Genomic DNA, 20,182 nt, shown 5'->3' with positions numbered 1-20,182 from the left:
GGAATTGGCGAAACAACTTTCAATGATTAAAGCAGGGACTTTGTATGGTCCTGAGAACTGTTGATAAATCTAGAACGGAGTAGTTTTCGGAGAAGCGTATCGGGCTCCTTTGACAGTTTGTTATTACCTTAGAAAGCTCTTATTTCAAACGAATAACACAATGTCAACAGCGCTCGGAGAAAAGCTACTGAAGCTCGACGGATCCAGGGACCTTATAGGGTCCTTTTTTTGTGCCTGACTTGCCTATCACTTCACGTGTGAGGTCACCTATCATAATTTGGTGAACCAATCCAGAATTCATGTATGCATCCCCCAATGTTACTAAAAAGATGAAGAGATGCGTACGAATTCATGTATGCGTTTACTTCATTTTTCGCTTTACAGCACCCATTTGCTTTTGTAAAATAACCGTAGGTTAATTACTGTGTTATGTTATCTTACATAATAGAAGACATCAAGAATGGGGTTGTGCACTATGTGGAGAAATTGCATACAATTACTGGAAAGAAGGGGGCTATGGAGCTTGTCCCTGTTAAGAAATATGAGACTTCGATTCAAGCTTTTGCTCATGAATGGGATCGCCATTGCTTTTATGCTGATGGTAGGTATTTCAGGCTATTATTATATGGACAAGATGGCGGATGGGTCATCCATTATGTACGAGGAAGGGCTTCTCTCGGTGAAATGGATCAATCAATTGAAAATCAGCTTTACCGAAACGGAATCGGACATGTTCGAGATGATGCTGACTCTTGATATGAATGTTAAAAATAAGCTGAAGACGGGGCTGGAAACTTCGTTCAAAACGAATGACGATCTGGTAGAAAAGCTGTCTCATATGCCGATGAATGTCGAAGAGCAGGCAAGCTTCGAAACATTCAAGGAATCCAATTCGAAATACAGAGAGGTCATGGCCAAAGCGATCGAACAAGCTACGCAAAATAATCAAGTGGCCTATCAGGTTTATAACAACCAGGTATCCCCGCAAAGCGAAGCGACCATTGATTCTCTGAATGAGCTGATCCGCTTAAAGGAGCAGGGAGCGGAGAACCTGAAAAACAGCAATGCGCATGATTCTGCAAACGCACACGGCTTCATCCTTGTATGTATCGCCCTTGCCATAGTCGTGATGACGTTAAATGCGATTGTTCTAAACCGCCTGATCAGTAGTCCGATCAAAAATTTGCAGACCCAGCTTGAAAAAGCAGCTGGCGGTGACTTATCTGCAAAGGGCCACTATCCATATAACGATGAAGTCGGCAGTTTGACCAGAGCTTTTAATGTCATGATGGATAATTGGAGTGGACTTGTCAGTCAAATTGCCGATAACGCTTTGACCTTATCCGCGAGCTCTGAGGAGCTTCTGGCTAGCGCCGAGCATAGTTCAGTTGCTGCCAAGCAGGTTGCCGCATCGAGCTTGCAGCTTTCAGAGGATTTTGACAAGCAATTTGCAGGAGTTACGGAAGCGAATGAGGCTGTGCAGGTCATGTCGGTGAGCACCAAACAGATCGATCATTCCGCAAAAGAGGTGGCGGTATTGGCGGATGAAGCAACGTCTGCTGCCCGCAACGGTCAGGAATCCGTAGCTTCCATTGTTGGACAAATGCATGAAATAGCAGGGTCCGTTCAAGAAGTGAACGGCGTCATTGAAGCGCTGGGCGGCAGCGCCCATGAGATCGGTAGCATCGTCAAGATTATCAACGAAATTGCAACGCAGACGAATCTGCTCTCTTTGAATGCTGCGATTGAAGCAGCCAGAGCCGGAGAGGCGGGACGAGGATTTGCCGTCGTAGCGGGTGAAGTTCGTAATTTAGCGGAGCAGTCGTCCGCATCGGCTCGTACCATTACGGGACTGATCGAGACCATACAGACACATATTCATCAAGCGGTGGTCTCCATGCAGGGGGAAGCGAATAAGGTTGAAGAAGGCTTAGCGGTATCCGAGCGAGTGCAGCAATCCTTTGCCCGAATTGCGGCGTCTGTTGAGAAAGTGAATGCCAAGGTGGATGATGTTAATCAGTCTATCCATCAGCTAGTAGACTCCAACACGCGTATCGAGCAGGTTATGAATGTAGTGAGCTCTGTCTCCCAGACGGGAATCGGCGTGAGCCAGGAAGCATCGGCCGCCAGTCAGCAGCAGCAATCCACCACAGAGGAGATCGAGAATTCGGCAAAAGCCTTGGCTGGCCTTGCGGAGGAACTGCAAATTTCGCTGCACAAATTTGTGGTCTAGCTAGGCGTAAACAAGTAAGGGCTATTGTAAACTACTATTGAACTATCTACTAGAATATGGTATTTTGGGGGAGACAAGCGGAAGAACCGCCTGTATGATCGCTGAATTGGCGACGTACGGGCGGTTTTGTGTTTATTTGGGAGTATTGGGTAGTTTATGGTAGACGTTTACAAAATGATTGTGCCATACTACCAATAAGTGATGAAGTCACATTTTGGATGGGGGAGTATCGAGAGTTAAACATCCACGTAGCCCAGCAAAACAGCGACTTTATTGTTTGGCTGCATAAAAGAGAGTACTTGTTCCTGCTAATTATGAAGGAAAGGAGAAGGAGTAGAACCCACATGATGAGGGGCTATAAGGAAAAAATCGTATAGCTTCTACACGCTAGATTTTTAAATGAGGAGTGATTAGTAGTGAAGGAATTGAGCTTTACAAATCAAACAAACCCTAGAAATCAAACAAGCATTAAGAAGAAGCTTTTGACCATCTCGGTAGGAATACTCGTACTATCTACGTTACATACCATGCCAATCATGGCAGATGATAACCCGACTGGGTTCGCTGATATGCGTGATCATTGGGCTCAGAAAGCTGTAGCAACAGCTATTGCTAAGAAATATGTAGATGGCTATAGTGATGGTTCCTTTAGACCGGAGAATTACGTAAGCACTGCGGAATTTATCAAAATGGTTGTTACCGCTACTCAGTTGCCGGTTTCGGGCAGCACTGATGGAAGCGAGTGGTATGTACCGTATATGAAAGCAGCGGTTGAGAAAGGGATTGTGCGTGAGGACTCGATTACATCGGATACGCTTAATAAGCCAATTTCCAGGGTGGAAATGGCGAAGATCGTGGTTAGAGCAACGGATCCAGCTCTACAGCAAAAGATCGTAAGCTTAAATGACCAAGGTGCGATGTATATGGCCACGAGCAAAGGGTTAATTCAAGGGCTAGCTAACGGGGAACTAGCTCCGGACGGAAGCACGACCCGTGCCCAATCCGTTACAATAATCGAGCGAATTTTGAGCTTGAATAGTGGCCAGAAGTTGGAGACAGACAAGTATGCGGTTTCGAATGCTGAGCTCGCATTGAAGAAAACGAATTTGTTTTCGATGATTCCGGCATTTAGTGGCCTTCAGCCTTCGGGACATGAATGGACTCCTGAAAAATTAGTCTATGAAACACCAGATCAAAAGTACAAGGGAGAAGTTGATCAGGTTGTTGCGGTTGACTTAGAAGATCCGAACGATCCAAATCGTTTTATGCTCGGTGATATAGATAAGCTTCGAGTTTATGATGGCGGGGATTATTTTAGTAAAATGCCATATGTAAAAGATTATATGAATAGCTATGTGATTTTGGTGAAGTCACATGAAGTTTTTAATAAGGATACTAGTTTGTACAGGTCTGGCTTGTATGGACTCGCGATGAGTTTCACCGGATTTAAGACTCCTAATTCTAAGAACACTATAGTTAATGGGAAATTGAGCACTTTAAGCTTTGTATTCAAAGAAAGATTGGGAGATATGGCCGCGTATATCGTACCCAAAGGTGTAGACTCTCAGTTAGGTATTAATATTGCTATTAAAGTACCGGCAATACCACCCTCAGATGATATGACACACACTATTACTCATATCGAACCTGTAAAAAAATAAGTTGATTGTTGTTGCAAAGGAGGTGGCCGCTTGAAACTGATGAAGAAATGCATAAGGTACATTAGCGTTCTAATGCTTGTCATATTGGGCGCTGAATTAGATATTACACAGTTTTTAGGCGAGGAGCTTGTGGAAGTCTTCGCTGCCTCGCCAAGTACTGTTACTGCTCCGATTGACTTTCCTTCTGATATAGCAAAGCATGGGTCGGATGGAAAATACTATTCAACCAATAACTACCTGTCTGGAGGGATCGTTAGCATTACAAATGTTCCGGAAGGTAATGTTATTCAGAGAATATGGCATCATGGGGAAGATGTAACCCCACCTGCAGCTATTGGTGTTAAAGATTACATCGCACCGGTAAATGATACACACACTTTTGCGAAAAGAAAGGTCGTCTCTACAGATAACACTACAGGGACACGGGGATATTACGCATGGTACCGGTACATTCCGGGAGGTTCTCAGGGGCTAAACTGGTACGCAGATGTCTTTGACAAAAGCGGAAACCCAGTGAAGATAAGTTGCGGCCCATCTAATATTGGACCAGCTAAATTTCACCGTAGTTCATCCGCACCGACGGAAGACATCAAAGGGTATCATATGCCGAAATTTCCGGGATGTTCTTCAACCGACTTTGGTGATGATTTACAATCTCTGAGTTTAGGAGCGCAGAGAGACTCTGATAGACCTTTCACAACTGACGACGCAGTAACCATTCCTGATTCAGCTGTTTACGGAGTTATTGCCACATCCGCTGACGTGAATGAGGATAATGCCCCTATTCCGGGACCAAATAGCCAGCAGGGACTCGTGCGTTCATCATCAATTCCAGATTCGTCTATCGAAGTTGCACCAAATACAAATGATGCTGGTCAATACCGTGTGACGTTTCAACAACAATTTACAGAGGTTACAGACAAAGAATCAACACAAGAAATCAATACACCTCCAAATGGTGCGAAGGTTATAACTTACTATGAAGCTTTCAAAGTAGACTTACAAGGATACACAAACCAATACGATGGTGAGGTTATAGTTGAGTATGGACCTCCACCAAATGTACCAAATTTAGTAGCTATTTCTGTTACAGCTCCCTCCTGTGTTGAGGTAAATAAAACAGAAACCTACACTTTTACTTTAGCAAACAGCGGTGGCACAGATATTACGACCCCATTCCAAGCCAAAGTCGTCATAGACGGAACAACTTTCAAGACCTATGACTATACGGGGCTTGCAGCTGGGGCTAGCAAGACTGAAAATTTCACTAAGAATTTCGGCGGAACTTCGGGATTTAACGTTGCAGTCATCGTGGATACAGTTACCGGTGAGAACAATCCTTCCGATAACAGCAAAGCAATCACGGTGACCCCAAAATCTACATGCGCACCTGCTGAGATACCACCGAATATAGATGGGGATTTCAGTATTGAAAAAACGACGCTTCCCTACGGACGGAGCAATACTATGTTACCTGTTGGTGTAGCCGTTACAGGATCCAAAGACGGTGTCGCATGCAAGATGACCCAATTCGGCTTCATTTTCGAGCAGGATGGTATAATACGGGATTACGTTGATACAAAGTCGTCAGCAACGACCCAAGGTTTTTCCGGACCTCCCTATCCCGGTGGAATGGGTGAAGGACAAGTTAATGTGAAAATGAAGATCGTTTCCTCATGTGGTAACGAAAAGATAGTCGGTCCTAAGACCTTCACAATTACGATCCCACCCAACAACAACCCACCATTCGGCTCACCTGGGTGGTTTGCGAGAGGTAATACGAATAACTATCCAGACATCAATGAAGTTGTAGTAGGCAACTACGTAGATCTCGGAATTATCAAAGATAAATCCAAGACCCCCGAAGAGCCTTACGATCCGGAGGGCGATGGTTTTTTCCCGACGTGGGATTTTTCCGGTAGTACGGACCCATGGATTCAAAATTTGGGGGATAGCAAGAATGGTTATGGATTTTATGAACATGACGAACGCTTCAGTAACATTAAGGCTGATGTATTAGGGAGTCACACGGTTAAGATGAAACTGACGGACACAAGAGGCTCACAAAGCTCTTGGAGATCGGCTACAATTAATGTTGTCAAACCGAATCCTATTGCAGCTTGTGAGGCACCAACGCAAATGAAATCCAACCGTCCGTTAGCACCGTCAGCTATCAATGCCGATAAAAGCCGTAGCCCCTTGGGCCTAACCATTGATCATTCAAAAGACGAGTGGACGAACAAACAGTCAACGTATTCGAATACAGGTTCGAGTGACATCACAGTCACAGTTACGTTGAACAAAGTGTATGATTCCAATGGATTGGCTTCCGAAAACACAAGTAGTTGTAATATTATTGTTCATCCTGATGCCCCACCGTTTGCCAAGATCAATGCTCCCGCATTAGGAATTCGAGGAGAAGAATATGAAATCTTAAACGAATCAACAAGTCCAGACGGAGATACCCTTACTCAGACGTTGTGGTGGTATAGGTATGATGCCAATAATGACGGCACATTCAATGATGTGACAGAAAATTGGGTTCCGGTAACAGGAACAATGAGTAAGTACATTTTCAACCCTGGGAAAGTCGGCAAGTACAAATTCAAGCTTAGAACCATAGAAGAATACGGCGCATATGCGGAAGCGGAATCCGGTGTGATGGATGTGATAAACCAAGCACCAGAGGTATCCTTTGACTTATCCGGCAATGAGCCGAATCCAGATTCGAACCTGCCAACCTCATATAAAGCCTCGGATATTCTCTCCAATTGGACCCTAGTAGCAAGTAATTCCAACACCTTAATCAGTAAGAGTCCCGTGTATAACTGGGAAAATGATAATGAAGCATTAACGACAGGAGCCGGTAAGGGGAAGGAAAAGCAATACCCCGGGATCAATCTACTATCAAATCCTTCAGGTCCAAGTGAGGGCCAAGCGTATAATTCGCCTTTAGCAGATAATGGATTTGGGAAAAATGGTTTATCTGTCTATAAAGCGATGACGGCTCCAACGCCAGCATACTCACAGCCGCTTCTTTTGCCAGTCGCGGAATACGAGGATGGAGCTCCGACGGGGAACTACATTCCTGGTAGTTTTGTAAGCGGGGATACGCAGATCGAAAGTGACAGGACACACCTATACTTTAAAACGGTAGGCGAATCCTATGGTTCAACTTTTTACGCATTAAATAAAAACAAAATCGGCAAAATTAGTCAAACCGTAGACGAGGATGATAAACGCTCTTGCAGTGATTGTCTTTCAACCTACACGTATCATTACCATTGGTTAGATGGAAACCCATACGACTATTGGTTGAACTATACAAATCTACCGACAGATAACTTATTACAGGAAAAAGAGGTTCCATACTATAGCAACGGGTCGCAAACCAGTACGGTCAAAGTAAAGGAAAATATCGAGTACAGTTCGGTAACTCAAACATTTACTGAAAAAACCGTCTATATGACCTTTGCTAAAAATACGCCGAGATCGGTTAGCTACAGCAGTGGCAAGAACAATTATTACTATAATACGGTTTGGATGGTATGCACATATAACGCTATGGATGGTGTTTTAATAGGTTGTTTTGATAGACCCGGTAGCAATGTCACGAAAGCAACCCTGAACAAAGGGGATCACATCGTATTTTTGTTTGATAGTCAAGGTTCATACAGCTCTAATGGTTTTTTTGGTGATAGCTATGCAGAAGTGGATCGGTACGGAAATGTAGTTGATATCGCAGATATCCCGGTAAATACGAATAATCCATGGATATCCGTGACCTACGAGAAGAAGTACCAACAGTACGGAGGGAGGGTCAGAAGCTACGATCCGCCTCGGTATCTCACAACATCTTGTCATTTTAACCAATACTATACGAATAATCCGTATACGGACATGGAGGGGAATTTTTATTTTTATGAAGAAAAGGTTTGTACGGATTCGGACGGTTCCATATTTAAAGGGACGGATTGGAATTATAGGAACTATCCCGAGCTGGAATTTGGAATTTATGTGGCGAAATACGATAAAAATTTCAATCTAGTTTGGAGAGCTAGAACCGGCGGAAATTCACTTTTTTTCAGTGGAAGCTTCATTCATAATTGGAAAGATAATTTACAAAATATGATCGTTAATCCAATGACACGTACTCTTATTACTAAGACATTGTATACGGTACCGAGTGGTTATACGGATGATTACTCCATCATCAATAATACGATAAGTATGGATACAGGTGCTGTATGGGGGTGGGGGAGCCCGCAGCTGGAAGGAATGAGCTTCCCGATGCATCCGGATGGATCTGGAAATCTGCAGTCCGGCACCTGCGCAGCTACGATCTTTAATCAATGCTCCAATATCAATACAGCAGTAGGTAGGCGCATTGCCGGTACGGTGAGCCATTCGTCAACCGGCACGGATATCAGGAGCGAGAAGCCCTTCAGTGAATATATGGGAGACGGCCTTCTGCTCAGCAGCTATATGTACTATTCATTCATGAGCGGAGCACCTAATAATCCACCAACAGGGAATACGGTTTATTGGATTGACAAAGGACCGGTTGCGGAAGCAGTTCCGATTATACCTCGTTATCAGTTTGGACAGTTTATATCGCCTAACGCTGCTAGTGATACGGAGATCCTGTTTAATTTTAAGACGGAACAAAATAAAGTAGATACCGAGAAGTTCGGTTTCTCCTTTCGGATGCAGGATGGAATGAATCGCTATGCCATTGAATTTGATGGTTCAAGCATGTACCTGGCTAAATATGTTGGCGGAGTCAGAACAGTGTTGGCATCATCGGTGTATAACCTCCAGGATAGTAAAAGCTACAATGTCAAAGTTCGTACAATGGGGAACACCTTGAATGTTTGGGTGAATAAAGTGAATTATTTTTCTGATATTGTTGACAACACGTATCCAATAGGCGGGAGGTATGGACCATTTAGCGATAAAAGCTTTGTTACCTTCAGTGGAATGTCTACGAAGCCTTATGCAGAGACAGCTGCATGGGATTCAGATTATGCCATTCTGAATGAAGAAACAGGCAAGGCTGAATTAAAATACGATGATGTTGTCATGAAGGATCCAGAAAACGATCCAATGGCGGGTTCATTTTCATGGACGTATACGCATACTCCCATGTTTATCGATAATGGCGAACTTTCTTCGTTAAGCGGCCAAAGCTTTTCTTCCGGGCAGCCCGTGTTAGATCGTGTAGGCAGATGGGATGTGACGTTACAAGCGATGGATGACCCTTATCCACTTCCTATGTATAAATTCCCCAATATGACGTTTGACCCTTATCGAAAGGCTTCTAACACATTTAAGAAAAGTATCATCGTTCATCGAAGACCCATAGCCGAGTTTACGCTGAACATGGAGAGTGACGGTTCGGTTACATGGAAGGATACCAGCTATGATCCTGACCGATACAACGCAGCTACCAGTCATTATGAACCGGGTTATGTAATAAGCCGCGGAATCGTGGAGAGAAGATATTGGTATATTGCTCCTGATGGCACATCATCGAATACCCAGCTTACTAGAGTTACGGACTCCGGTACCTATATCGTTGGGTTGCAAGTGAAAGATGAATTTGGCGCATGGTCCTGGCAGGCAGTAAATACGCTTGATGTGGGACTGAAGCCTAACCATTTGCCGCAGGCAGTACTTACTTTCCCGGACGGCTCGCATGATACGCCGAGTTACCTGCAGCCAGGAACGTACGCGACCATCCAGTGGGCGCAGACGGATATGGATCTAGACACAACGTATACGGCGTATGAGGTGATGTACTCCTCTTGTTATATCTCCGGTTGGAGCGGGCAGGAAACATGCAGCGATCAATCCTACTCTCAAACGTTTAGTACGAAGCAGGAAGCTTGGTCATGGTTTGCTGAGTACCGTATCAATGGTTCGGCAAGCGAGAAGTGGAAGGTAAAGGTCAGAGTTAAGGATGAAGTTGCCTGGTCCCCATGGTCGAATGAGGGATGGCTGGGTAGTCAGCGTCCTCCTACGGTTGAACTTACCTATCCCACAGGTACCTATGAAACCCCGACACAAGTGGCTGTAACGAAACCGACGATCACATGGAATCAACAAGATGAGGATACCGGCCGGATCTCCTATCAGCAAATTCGCTTGTGGAGTGAAGACAATCGTGTTCTTGCCAGCGCGGATATCAGTGTTCCTGCAGCGAATCGGACGAAGTTATCCGACAGTTGGACAGTAAATGTAGATTTGCCGGTTGGATCTAAGGTAAAGGTTCAAGTTCGGGTTATGAATGAACAGTCCGTATGGTCGGATTGGAGTCAATTGGGATGGATGGTGCGTGTTGTTCCTGTACAATCTGCGTAGAAATACGCAATAAAATCAGGGGGTTGCCAAACAATCTAACTCTATACCGATGAACCAGGGGAAGCACCTGATGTGTTGGAAAACTGGCTGACACACCCTAATCCTCCGATATGCACGGACAGTCACCGCTGTTTGTGTATAAAGCTCGGTGAAGTCGGCGAAAACTGGACCTGCGAAGCGGTTAAGGAAGTAGCCGGGGGGCTATAAAATGACTATGCTGAGAATGACTTTCTCCTAAGGAAAGTCTGACAAACCTTTGAATGTACGGCTCGTCACCCATAGGCGTTCGAAGTTAAAGAAGAGCGCCGCTCCTGAAGCTAGATGGCTGAAAGAAAGTTCAGGAGTGTTACCGAGGGTAAACCATTCATCCATGGGATATCCTCACTAACCCTGCAAAGTTAGAGTTCTTACGTCCACCAGTTGCGGACAAAAGGATGGTAACCGGGTCATAGAAGGCAGCTAAGGTCATATGGAAAGCTAAAGTATAGGGAACAACAGAACCACAGCGGGGAATGAAAAGGGCCGGTCGAGCCCGATGTCCCTAAGTATGGAGGAAATGCCTGCTGAAGCTGTGGGGCAGCAGCCCGTAGTAGTCCGAGAATGGGAAAGCCATTCACATGGCGAAGGGGCATAGTCTGGGCGAAGGGCCCAGATGGAACGCCGTATGCAGTGAAAGCTGCCTGTGCGGTGTGAAGAAGGGGAAAAGGAAAGCCTAACGTGAAGCCGAGGACGATCCTTACCTATTTCTATATGGTGAATAGTCCGCCTGCCGCGGTGATGCAAATTCCAGCAGGAAGCAAGGATAACCCGACGGTGTTTAACAGCTTGCGTCCTACTATTCAGTGGGAGCAGACAGACCCTGACCCGGGAACGATTTTCAGGCATGCTGAAATTCAAATTACGAATGAAACGAATGATGTGCTAATTCTGGATACCGGGGAGCTGGATCAATGGACAAGCTCGAATACAGGAAGCTGGACGGTTGACCGTGATCTTCCGGCAGGTCAGAAGCTGAGGGTTCGAGTCCGGGTATCTGATGGTATGGTATGGTCGGAGTACTCTGCTCAGACTTGGTTGTACATCAATAGAGCGCCGCATGCTGATTTTGACTGGTCGCCCAAGCCGGTCTGGGAAGGGGACCAAGTAACGTTAGTCAACCTTTCGACGGATGAGGATGGTGATCCGCTTCAGTATGAGTGGCAGGTGCTAGACCCTGATGGTCATATGGAAACTTACAACACACTCAACGTTGGAATTAAGTTTCTCCAACCGGGATCCTATACCGTTACCTTGACCGTGTTTGACGGGTATGACGAAGATCGCGTGGTAAAAGTGATTACCGCGCTTCCGCTTACGATTGAATCGGATGTCTCTCATACAACGGAGTGGCTGGACTATCATCAGTCCAAGGGGCATCGTACCGATTCGCCGCCAAAAGATTTTTACTCCGGTGAAATATTTATGGTATCGACGCGTAGTTCACCAGCACCTGTAGACGAAGTGACGGCTTGGATTGATACGGATGGCCTAGATGGACGTGCCTTATATGCTAAGGAAGTACTAGATGCCCAGAGCGATGACCCTACTCTATATCAAGGAGAGTTGTTTGATGAAAGATTTCTTTCCTTGACAGCTGGTTTGCCGGAGGGATTGCAGACCATCCATTTTGAGATACGATATCATAACGGTGTTGTGAGACTGCAGGACATTCCGATCACGATCATTGGCAGCGTTCAAAAAACGGTGGGAGTTCATCGGGTTCAATAACTGTAAGTTTGACAAAATTGTGAATGCCATGATATGATATACGAATTGATATAGTTGAAGTATAAGCACTTCGTATGTATAACCTCATTTACCCCGATATTTTGTTTAGCGAGATGAAAGCAATTCCCTTCCATGTTCCTTTCTCTTCACGCACTTGAACGATTCCAATTGGTTTACAGGTAAATCCGAGGCCGGCGTACTGTGTTTTGAACAGCAGGTGTTTGGATAGGCAATTCTCACTGGCGCGGTCTTCGGAGCCGCAAGGATGGAAGAGAGGCAGGGCTTTCGTTGTTTTGATCTACAAGTAAACACGTCATTCTTCAATATCAACTAACAAGCTGTTTGTTCGCCCATGGTTTCATGGATGAATAAACAGCTTTTTTTATCTTTATTTTGTAAAATTGTTGATTTTTGGATAGAAAAGAATGGGCAAAAAGTCTTACTTCCTGTAGAATAATGTCAAATGAACTGTTGGCTAAAGAAGGGGAGTTTTTAGGTTGAATAGTTTACTTTCACGTATGATTCTAAGTTTCTCGGGTCTTATTTTCGTCGCAGGGGTAGTTCTTGGTATAACCCTCTATGAATCCTCCACCTCACTAGTTGAGAATTCCATGGGTCTGCAAGCAAAAGCGGTCGCGGAAAAAGCTGTACAACGGATAGACATCGATGCTTACTCTCAGATCAAGCCTGCCACCGGTGGAGAGACGGAGTACTATACGAAGCTTCGAGAGGAGCTGAACGCAATACGGGAGACTAATGGTTTTAAATATTTGTACACGCTTGCGAAGGTAGATCAGGATGGAAAGTCTTCTTATGTGTATGTGGTGGACGGAGCTCCGAAGGATGCGAAAGAGGATGATTTCTCCGCGCTAGGAACGTCGGAAGATAACGCATATCCGGGAATGGTTACCTCCTTTGAAGAAGGGCAGCCGACAATCGGTGAGCTAACCAAGGATGAATACGGGGCCACTGTAACGGCTTATGTACCTTTTAAAGGGAAAGACGGTAAGCTATTAGGAGTCATGGGCGCTGACTTGGACGCAACCGCTGTATATAAGCTGATGGATCATTCGCGGAAGACGATGATTGCCATAGCGGCGGGAATTTTTGCCGTTAGCGTGCTGTTAGTGGTAGTTCTTGCGCGTATTCTTACCCGTCCCTTGTCCCAATTGACGCAGCAGGTGGCTAAAGTAGGGGAAGGCGATATGACCGTTGCGATCTCCATGAACCGAAAAGATGAGATCGGACGATTGGCATCCGCATTCGGGCATCTTGTGGCGGATACGCGAAAGGTCATTCAGGGCATTAAGGGGAGCTCGGAGCAGCTGTTGAGTGCTGCCGGGGGCGTTGCCGACCACGCGCGGCAAACAACGCAAGCTAGTCATGCGATTTCTGCGAGCATTCACGATGCGTCACAAGGGGCGCAGATGCAGGTACTGCGCTCCTCCGAGGTGACGAAAGCCATGGAGGAGATGACGTCCGGCATGCAGCGCATCGCGGAGTCTGCCTCCGTCCTGGCGGAGGTGTCACAGCGGACGATGAAGGATGCGAACCTCGGGCATGACTCCATCGAGTCTGCGGTAACGCAGATGGAGTCGATCGTTACGTCGTCGGTCCGCATGGCAGCCGCGACGAAGCACTTGGAAGGACGCTCCGGTGAAATCGGAGAGATCGTGTCTGTGATGGCGGAGATTGCGTCGCAGACCAATCTCCTGGCGCTCAACGCCGCGATCGAAGCGGCGCGTGCGGGAGAGAACGGCCGCGGCTTCGCCGTCGTGGCCGACGAAGTGAGGAAGCTTGCGAATCAGTCGCAAGCTTCCTCCGGGAGGATCGCCGAGCTGATCGAGGCGATCCTGGAGCAGACGGCCTCGCTGTCTGCGAGCATGGAAGCAAGCGCCGAGGAAGCGCAGGCGGGCCTTGGCCTGGTCAAGGGCGCCGGCAGCGCATTCGGCGACATTCTTGCCGGTCTGGAGCGCACAACTGTGCAGCTCCAGGAGGTTTCCGCCGCCTCGGAGGAGGTATCGGCGGGCTCGGAGGAGGTCGCGGCTTCCGTCGACGAGATGGAGCGCCTCTCCGCGCAAGCGGCGGAGCACTTCCGAGAAATCGCGCAAGCTTCAAGCACACAGCTTGATTCTATGGATCAGGTGAGCGGATCGGCACAATCGCTCAGAATGATGTCGGAGGAGCTAAAGCAGTTGATCAATCGCTTTAAGGTCTAGCTGTAGCTCCAAGCTCCAGATCTAGCTTTTTAGATTAGTTTCAGTTCTATGATCTAATTTATAATGTAAGTATGAACTCATCCAATAAAACTCATTCTGACCGCTTCCCTTGTTTTCTGGGCTTGAAGCGGTCTTTTTCTTTGTCTGAAGGTAATCTACAATACAGATAGATGGTCGACAATGAGCTAGTATCTACTGTGAATATGTGGTTCCGATTCGGGGAGCCAATTGTTCGAAGAAACGTAGTGGAAGAATAGAATCGATACAACAAAGAACGGAGCTGAGGCACATGCCGAATCAGCAGCATTTTGAACTAAAAGCGAACTGGCAGGGAGGGCTTCAAGGGAGCGGTCAATTGGAGGCCGGTGGACTAACCGCAGCTATCTCCGTACCTGTTCCATTGGGAGGTCCTGGTATCGGGACCAATCCAGAGGAGCTTCTGCTCGGAGCGGCGGCAACCTGCTATCTAATCACGCTCGGGACACTGCTCCAGAGGCAAGGTATCGAAAGCGTACAGCTGAAATCTGAAATCTTCGTCAGCACGGGGACTTCAATGCATGTTCATAAAATCATACATCGTCCGGTTGTAACCTTTCCTTCGTTCTTTTCGTCCGAGCAAAGAGACAAGCTTCGAAAAGCGGCCATTCGTGCAGAACAGACTTGTATGATCAGCAAAGCGCTCCGAGGAAATGTAGAAGTAATTGTGGAGCCGGAGCTCCTTCTTGCGGACAGCAGCGAATAGAGGATTTTCGCCCTTTACGATGGAATTCTTCCCCTAGGAGCCCCAGAAACCCGTACCTATAATGAAAGTAACGGTTCGGACGAGAAGAAGTATCATTCTGGAGATGCATCAAGGGCTTAATCACACAAGAGGTCTGAGCTCGTGCAAGGTCAGGAGCGACGCAGTCGTTGAAATGGTCGGATGATTTGAAGCAGACGATGAAGTCGGCACGGTTGGAGGAGACATAACAGATCATGCAGATGAATTTGAATAAGAAAGTATATCTGGGGTTTTTGGCCTTTATCATCATTCCTTTGTTTGTGCTGGGGACGGTGGTATACACGGTATCCCAGCATCTGATTGAGAAAAAATACGGTGATTTGAACGAAGTCACACTTCAGGCGATTGGCCGCAACATCTACTATATGTTTAAGGAAGCGAACTATTTTTCCGATTTCTGGATGGTTAAGGATGGCATTCAGGATATTTACCGGACGATGGATGAATGGAAGCAAGGAGAAAGCGCCCCTTCTTCGTACGATTTGAATACATTCGACACCCTGCTGCGCAGCTCGATTCTTACTTATTCCCCCGTGCAATCGGTGGTCATTTATAACAAAGACGGCAAATCATTCAGTGCAGGAAGGACCAGCGGCAGTCAGATTCAGTGGCCGGCGCTCATCGACAGCTCCGCTTTTAAACAAATTCAAAGCTTGAACGGGGTTCCGCTCTGGATCGGCCCTTCGGAATACAAGGAGTTTCCTACGGGGAACCGGGATTACTATCAGGCGCGTGTGGTGAAAGACTTTTGGACGATGGACGACCGCGGGTACCTGCTGCTGCGATTCCGATTCAATGAGCTTGACCAAATATTCAGTTCCTACGGCCAGGGCGAGGAAGCCTCCAAGCGGTATTTGCTGGTCAATAAAACCGGCCTTATTTTTTACGATAATAAACAAGCGCTCGAAGGAGCGAACGTCCTGCAACTGCTCCCCGGTAAGCTTGATTTGAACAAGCCGAACAACAGCTTTCAGGCTGATTTTCTGGGAGAGAAAACCCTGGTCTCCTACTATCATTTAAATCTGAATCAAATGGGTGTGCAGGATTGGAGTGTCGTCTCCATCACTTCTTGGAAGTACGTGGCGGGAGAGCTGGAAACGATCATGAAATGGGTGGCGGGGATTACGTTCATCTGTCTGTTCTGCGCGCTTGTTTACAATTTGGTGTTTGTGCGCCGAATTATTCAGTTCATCTTGCGGATCGTATCCTCCATGAAGCGGGTGGAACGGGGGGACTTGACCACGCGCATTGAGGTGAGCGGAAGCGATGAAACGACGGCGTTGGCTCGAGGCTTTAACAGTCTGGTTGTTCGCGTTGACGATCTGCTCGATGAAGTGAAGCAGCAGCAGGATCGTAAAAATAAAGCGGAGCTGATGCTGCTGCAAGCCCAGATCAAGCCTCATTTTCTATTCAACACTCTGGAATCTATCAATGCTCTTGCCATTCAAAATCAAGGCAGGAAGGTCAGTCAGATGGTGTACCGCTTAGGAAGTCTGCTGCGGATCAGCATTGACGGCAGAGAGGAAATTCCGCTGCGGCAGGAGCTAGAGCATCTCAAGAATTATCTGGAGATTCAAAAATACCGCTTTGAAGACCAATTTCATTTTGAACTCGATATTCCCCAAGAGCTGCTCGATTCTACCATTCTCAAGCTGACGCTCCAGCCTCTCGTGGAAAACAGCATTCAGCATGGATTTGAGACCGCTTCGTACATGGGCTTCATACGGATCTATGCTTTGGATGAAGGGCAGCGGATCGGCATTTATGTGGAAGATAACGGTGTTGGTATGTCGGGTGAGAAGCTGGCTGTTTTTCAATACCGCCTCGAGCTGAGTACTCCGATTCAGGAGCTTCGCAGCGTCCATGAAGAGCGCAGAGGCTTGGGGATTGGCAATGTGGCTGACCGCATTCGCATCAAATATGGAAAGCCGTTCGGATTGTTTCTATGCAGCCGCGAGGTAGAGGGCACAACTGTGAAGGTTGTGATCCCGAAGCAGAAAGGAGAAGGGCTATGAGATTGACCGCGATTTTGGCTGACGATGAACCGAATATTTTACGTAATCTTCAGCTTGTCATTCCCTGGGAACAGCTAGGAATCGACATTGTGGGAACGGCCAAGAACGGTCTGGAAGCATTGGAGCTTGCCGAGACTCATTCTCCGGACCTTATTATGAGTGATATCCGAATGCCTTTGATGGACGGCATCACGTTCGTAGAGAAGCTGCGGGAGAACAACCGGCAATGTGAAGTTTTAATGGTTACAGGCTATCAGGACTTCGAGTACGTGCGCTCCTTATTAAAATTCGGGGTCAGTGACTACATACTCAAACCGATCAATTATGACGAGTTGGAGAGCACGATAAGCGCTCTAGCAGATAAAATTCGCTCCAATAAGGCCAGCAAAGCGGCCGAAGAGCAGCGTTGGGATAAGATGAGAAGTCTGGCAAGCGAAAAGATTTTCTACGATTTGCTCATGAATTACACGAATATTACGCCAAGCACGCTGCTTCCCATGGATGAAGTCGATCTTGAAAAGCTGGTCTATCAAATCATCATGATCGATGTGGACGATTACTCCCACAAATCGCTGCAGTGGTCTGAGGGGGAGCGCAAGCTGTGGAATTTTGCTGTGCGAAATGTGCTGGCGGATTCGCTCGGCAGCCAACACGTAAAGCACACCGTGCTGCAAATGAGGGAAGGCGAATGGTGTATTCTGATCGAATGCATGGATCATGAAACAGCTAGCGCCTCCACCATTCAGGAGAGGTGCAGCTGCTTCAGCAGCATATACTCCAGAGTGTTAAGCTCGGCGTGAGCGCGGTGATTTACCCAGAGGCTGTGCAAATGCGCGGCTTAGCCGAAGCCTATAACCGACTGCAGCGCCTTATGCAGCTAAGCATGGATAAACGCCAATCCGTCATGGTGTATAAACCGTCTGCAGAAGCAGCGGATACGCATAATTCGCTTTGGAATCTGGTTGAAGAGATGGTAACAGGGCTGAAACAGCTGCACCGCAGTAAAACGGAGGATGCGCTAGCTAGACTTCAGCAGCTGCTGGAGGGACTGCCGGGCAGCTCCTTTGCCAGAGCTTATCAGATGCTGCACTTTCTGATTCTTCATGTGCTTCGCGAGCTCCGGGAAATGAGCAGTATCGATTCCCAGGAGGAGGAGGCGATCTGGAGCAAGCTGGATAAGAGCGAGAGCGTCAAGCATCTTCTCCAGGTGATGACACAGCTGGTGAATGCAGGACTTGAAGGGACGAATAAGAAAAAGAACAGCGAGCTGCTGATGGCAGCAGCCAAAGATTATATTCGAACGCACTACTCAAGCGATTTCGGCATAGATGACATTGCCGGGACACTTGGCATAAGCAGCAGCTACTTTAGTCTGCTCTTCAAGCAGTACTTCGGGGAAACGTTCGTCGAGTACATGACCAAGCACCGGATGGAGCATGCCAAGTCCATGCTGCTGCTGAGTGATAAGAGCATTACAGAGATCGGCAAAGCCGTCGGCTACGCGGAGCGGCGCTATTTCACGAAGGTGTTTCAGAAATATACCGGTGAAATTCCATCCGAATTCCGTGACAAGAGGAAGTAGAGATTTTTCACCCTGCTTTATGGGTTTATGTGTCTTTAGGACGAAGGAGCCCCCGACTATAATAATTTACAAGTCAAAGGAGATTCAGCCTATGAAATCCGGCGCGCTGTCTTGTGCTGCCCTGCTCTTTGCCGCCGTAACCCTCCTATCTGCCTGCAGTGGAGCATCCTCTGCCAATAAAGTCACACGGCCGTCGATTGTGACAGATTCCAGTAAGAAGCAAACCGAGAGTGCGGAGCCGGTTACGCTTACGATTCGTCATACCCAGGTGAAGGATACGCAGAAGAAGCGCTTGATCATGCTCCAGGATGTGGTGAAAGCGACGGAAGCGGAGGTTCCGGGACTAACGATCACGCTCGACGGCGTGGAGGATAAGGTGAACCGCTTTGAGAAGCTGCGCTCGGAGATGGCGGCAGGGAATCCCCGGAAATTTTTGACCTGTTCGGAGGAACAGATACGAGGGATTATGTGAAGGCTGACCGCTTGCTGGACCTAACGCCGATCATTGACGAGCTTGGACTGAGGGACAAATTCTACAGCTTCGATGAGTTCACCGTAAACGGCAAAATTTACGGCCTTCCTATGGCCGGCTATGTGGAAGGGCTCTTCTATAATAAAAAGCTGTTGTCGGAGAATGGGATCCAGCCTCCGCAAACGTGGGACGAATTAATGGCTGCCGCAGCCGTTCTGAAAGCGAAGGGCATTGTCCCTTTCGCGCTTGCAGCCAAGGACTCCTGGGTCATCAATATGATGACCAATACGCTTTGGGTGCGGACGGCAGGCGTCGATTCCGTTCAAGGACTGCTGGACGGCACGAAGAAATGGACGGACCCGGATATGTTGGAGGCGTTCAGCAAGTACGAGACATTGGTTACAAACAAATATTTTCAGGAGGGCAGTCTTGCGCTCTCCTATGCGGAACAGCAGAACAAATTCATGGCCGGCGAAGCGGCCTTCATGTTCGACGGCAGCTGGGCGAATACGCCCTTGGTGGATATGGAGAAATCCGGCATCAGCGGCGATGTCGGCTTCATGAATTTTCCCGACGTAGGCGGTCCGGGAGACGGCTATATCAATGGAGGCTGGTCGAATGCCTACGGCTTCTCGAAGAAATTAACCGATCGTCAGTTAGTTGCAGCCAAGGCGTTTATTCGCCAAATGTATAATGAACCGATGCAGAAGCGGCAGCTGCTTGAAGAGGGGATGCCCCCGCGATGATTCTAAAGGACGTTTCCGGACTGAATCCGTTAATCGCACAGATATTGTCTGTATTCGGTTCGGCTAAAGGTACGTTTCCTGCGTTTGATTCGCGGATTCAGACGAAGGTTCGGGAGAAGCTGGAGCGGGGCATGCAGGAGCTGGTTGCCGGTAGAACGGACCCTGCTACCTTAATGACGGAGCTTCAAAAGCAGCAGGAGGCTTCGAACCAAGAAGAAATTCATGCGAAGTAGCGGATGGTATAGCTTGCATAGAGGCCTGGATACAGATAGCCTGCGTACATATGGAAAGCTAGGACCACTAACATAATGATAGGATTTGAAACGAGCATGGTTCAGAAGGA

At 47.3% G+C, this 20,182-nt stretch carries 12 protein-coding genes; all 12 read left to right on the top strand.

Going from position 1 to position 20,182, the window contains the following annotated elements:
- Positions 1-523 precede the first annotated feature (523 nt).
- The 12 genes from L0M14_RS19480 (at position 524) to L0M14_RS19425 (ending at position 20,072) form a co-directional block, all read left to right on the top strand.
- Positions 524-2,233, top strand: coding sequence for a methyl-accepting chemotaxis protein (locus L0M14_RS19480; protein WP_235118268.1), 1,710 nt, complete (start codon positions 524-526; stop codon positions 2,231-2,233).
- A gap of 416 nt (positions 2,234-2,649) precedes the next feature.
- Complete coding sequence (locus L0M14_RS19475) at positions 2,650-3,894, top strand: S-layer homology domain-containing protein (protein ID WP_235118267.1); 1,245 nt, start codon at positions 2,650-2,652, stop codon at positions 3,892-3,894.
- A gap of 39 nt (positions 3,895-3,933) precedes the next feature.
- The gene (locus L0M14_RS19470) at positions 3,934-10,257 is read left to right on the top strand and encodes a CARDB domain-containing protein (RefSeq protein ID WP_235122965.1); all 6,324 of its coding nucleotides are present in this window, start codon (positions 3,934-3,936) and stop codon (positions 10,255-10,257) included.
- A 717-nt stretch (positions 10,258-10,974) separates the two neighbouring features.
- Positions 10,975-12,024, top strand: coding sequence for a PKD domain-containing protein (locus L0M14_RS19465; protein WP_235118266.1), 1,050 nt, complete (start codon positions 10,975-10,977; stop codon positions 12,022-12,024).
- Positions 12,025-12,521: 497 nt separating this feature from the next.
- On the top strand, positions 12,522-14,243 hold the full coding sequence (locus L0M14_RS19460) for a methyl-accepting chemotaxis protein (RefSeq protein WP_235118265.1): 1,722 nt from the start codon (positions 12,522-12,524) through the stop codon (positions 14,241-14,243).
- Positions 14,244-14,532: 289 nt separating this feature from the next.
- On the top strand, positions 14,533-14,985 hold the full coding sequence (locus L0M14_RS19455) for an OsmC family protein (RefSeq protein WP_235118264.1): 453 nt from the start codon (positions 14,533-14,535) through the stop codon (positions 14,983-14,985).
- Between the two features lie 233 nt (positions 14,986-15,218).
- Positions 15,219-17,039: a cache domain-containing sensor histidine kinase gene (locus L0M14_RS19450; protein WP_235118263.1), complete on the top strand. Its 1,821-nt coding sequence runs from the start codon at positions 15,219-15,221 to the stop codon at positions 17,037-17,039.
- Positions 17,036-17,839: a response regulator gene (locus L0M14_RS19445; protein WP_235118262.1), complete on the top strand. Its 804-nt coding sequence runs from the start codon at positions 17,036-17,038 to the stop codon at positions 17,837-17,839. Before L0M14_RS19450 ends, L0M14_RS19445 begins: the two co-directional genes overlap by 4 nt.
- Positions 17,791-18,621 (top strand): helix-turn-helix transcriptional regulator, encoded by an 831-nt coding sequence (locus L0M14_RS19440; protein WP_235118261.1) that lies wholly within the window; start codon positions 17,791-17,793, stop codon positions 18,619-18,621. Before L0M14_RS19445 ends, L0M14_RS19440 begins: the two co-directional genes overlap by 49 nt.
- 91 nt (positions 18,622-18,712) lie before the next feature.
- Positions 18,713-19,093 carry a hypothetical protein gene (locus tag L0M14_RS19435; protein ID WP_235118260.1) on the top strand — a complete coding sequence of 127 codons (381 nt, stop codon included), beginning with the start codon at positions 18,713-18,715 and terminating at the stop codon, positions 19,091-19,093.
- Positions 19,090-19,839 carry an extracellular solute-binding protein gene (locus L0M14_RS19430; RefSeq protein ID WP_235118259.1) on the top strand — a complete coding sequence of 250 codons (750 nt, stop codon included), beginning with the start codon at positions 19,090-19,092 and terminating at the stop codon, positions 19,837-19,839. Before L0M14_RS19435 ends, L0M14_RS19430 begins: the two co-directional genes overlap by 4 nt.
- Positions 19,836-20,072, top strand: a complete 237-nt coding sequence (locus L0M14_RS19425) for a hypothetical protein (RefSeq protein WP_235118258.1) — start codon at positions 19,836-19,838, stop codon at positions 20,070-20,072. The genes L0M14_RS19430 and L0M14_RS19425 overlap by 4 nt, the downstream gene beginning before the upstream one ends.
- Positions 20,073-20,182 lie beyond the last annotated feature (110 nt).

Origin of the sequence: Paenibacillus hexagrammi, assembly GCF_021513275.1 — a bacterium.
Classification (GTDB): Bacteria; Bacillota; Bacilli; order Paenibacillales; family NBRC-103111; genus Paenibacillus_E; species Paenibacillus_E hexagrammi.
Note: the sequence above shows the minus strand (reverse complement) of the source record. Positions and strands in the feature narration are given on the sequence as shown.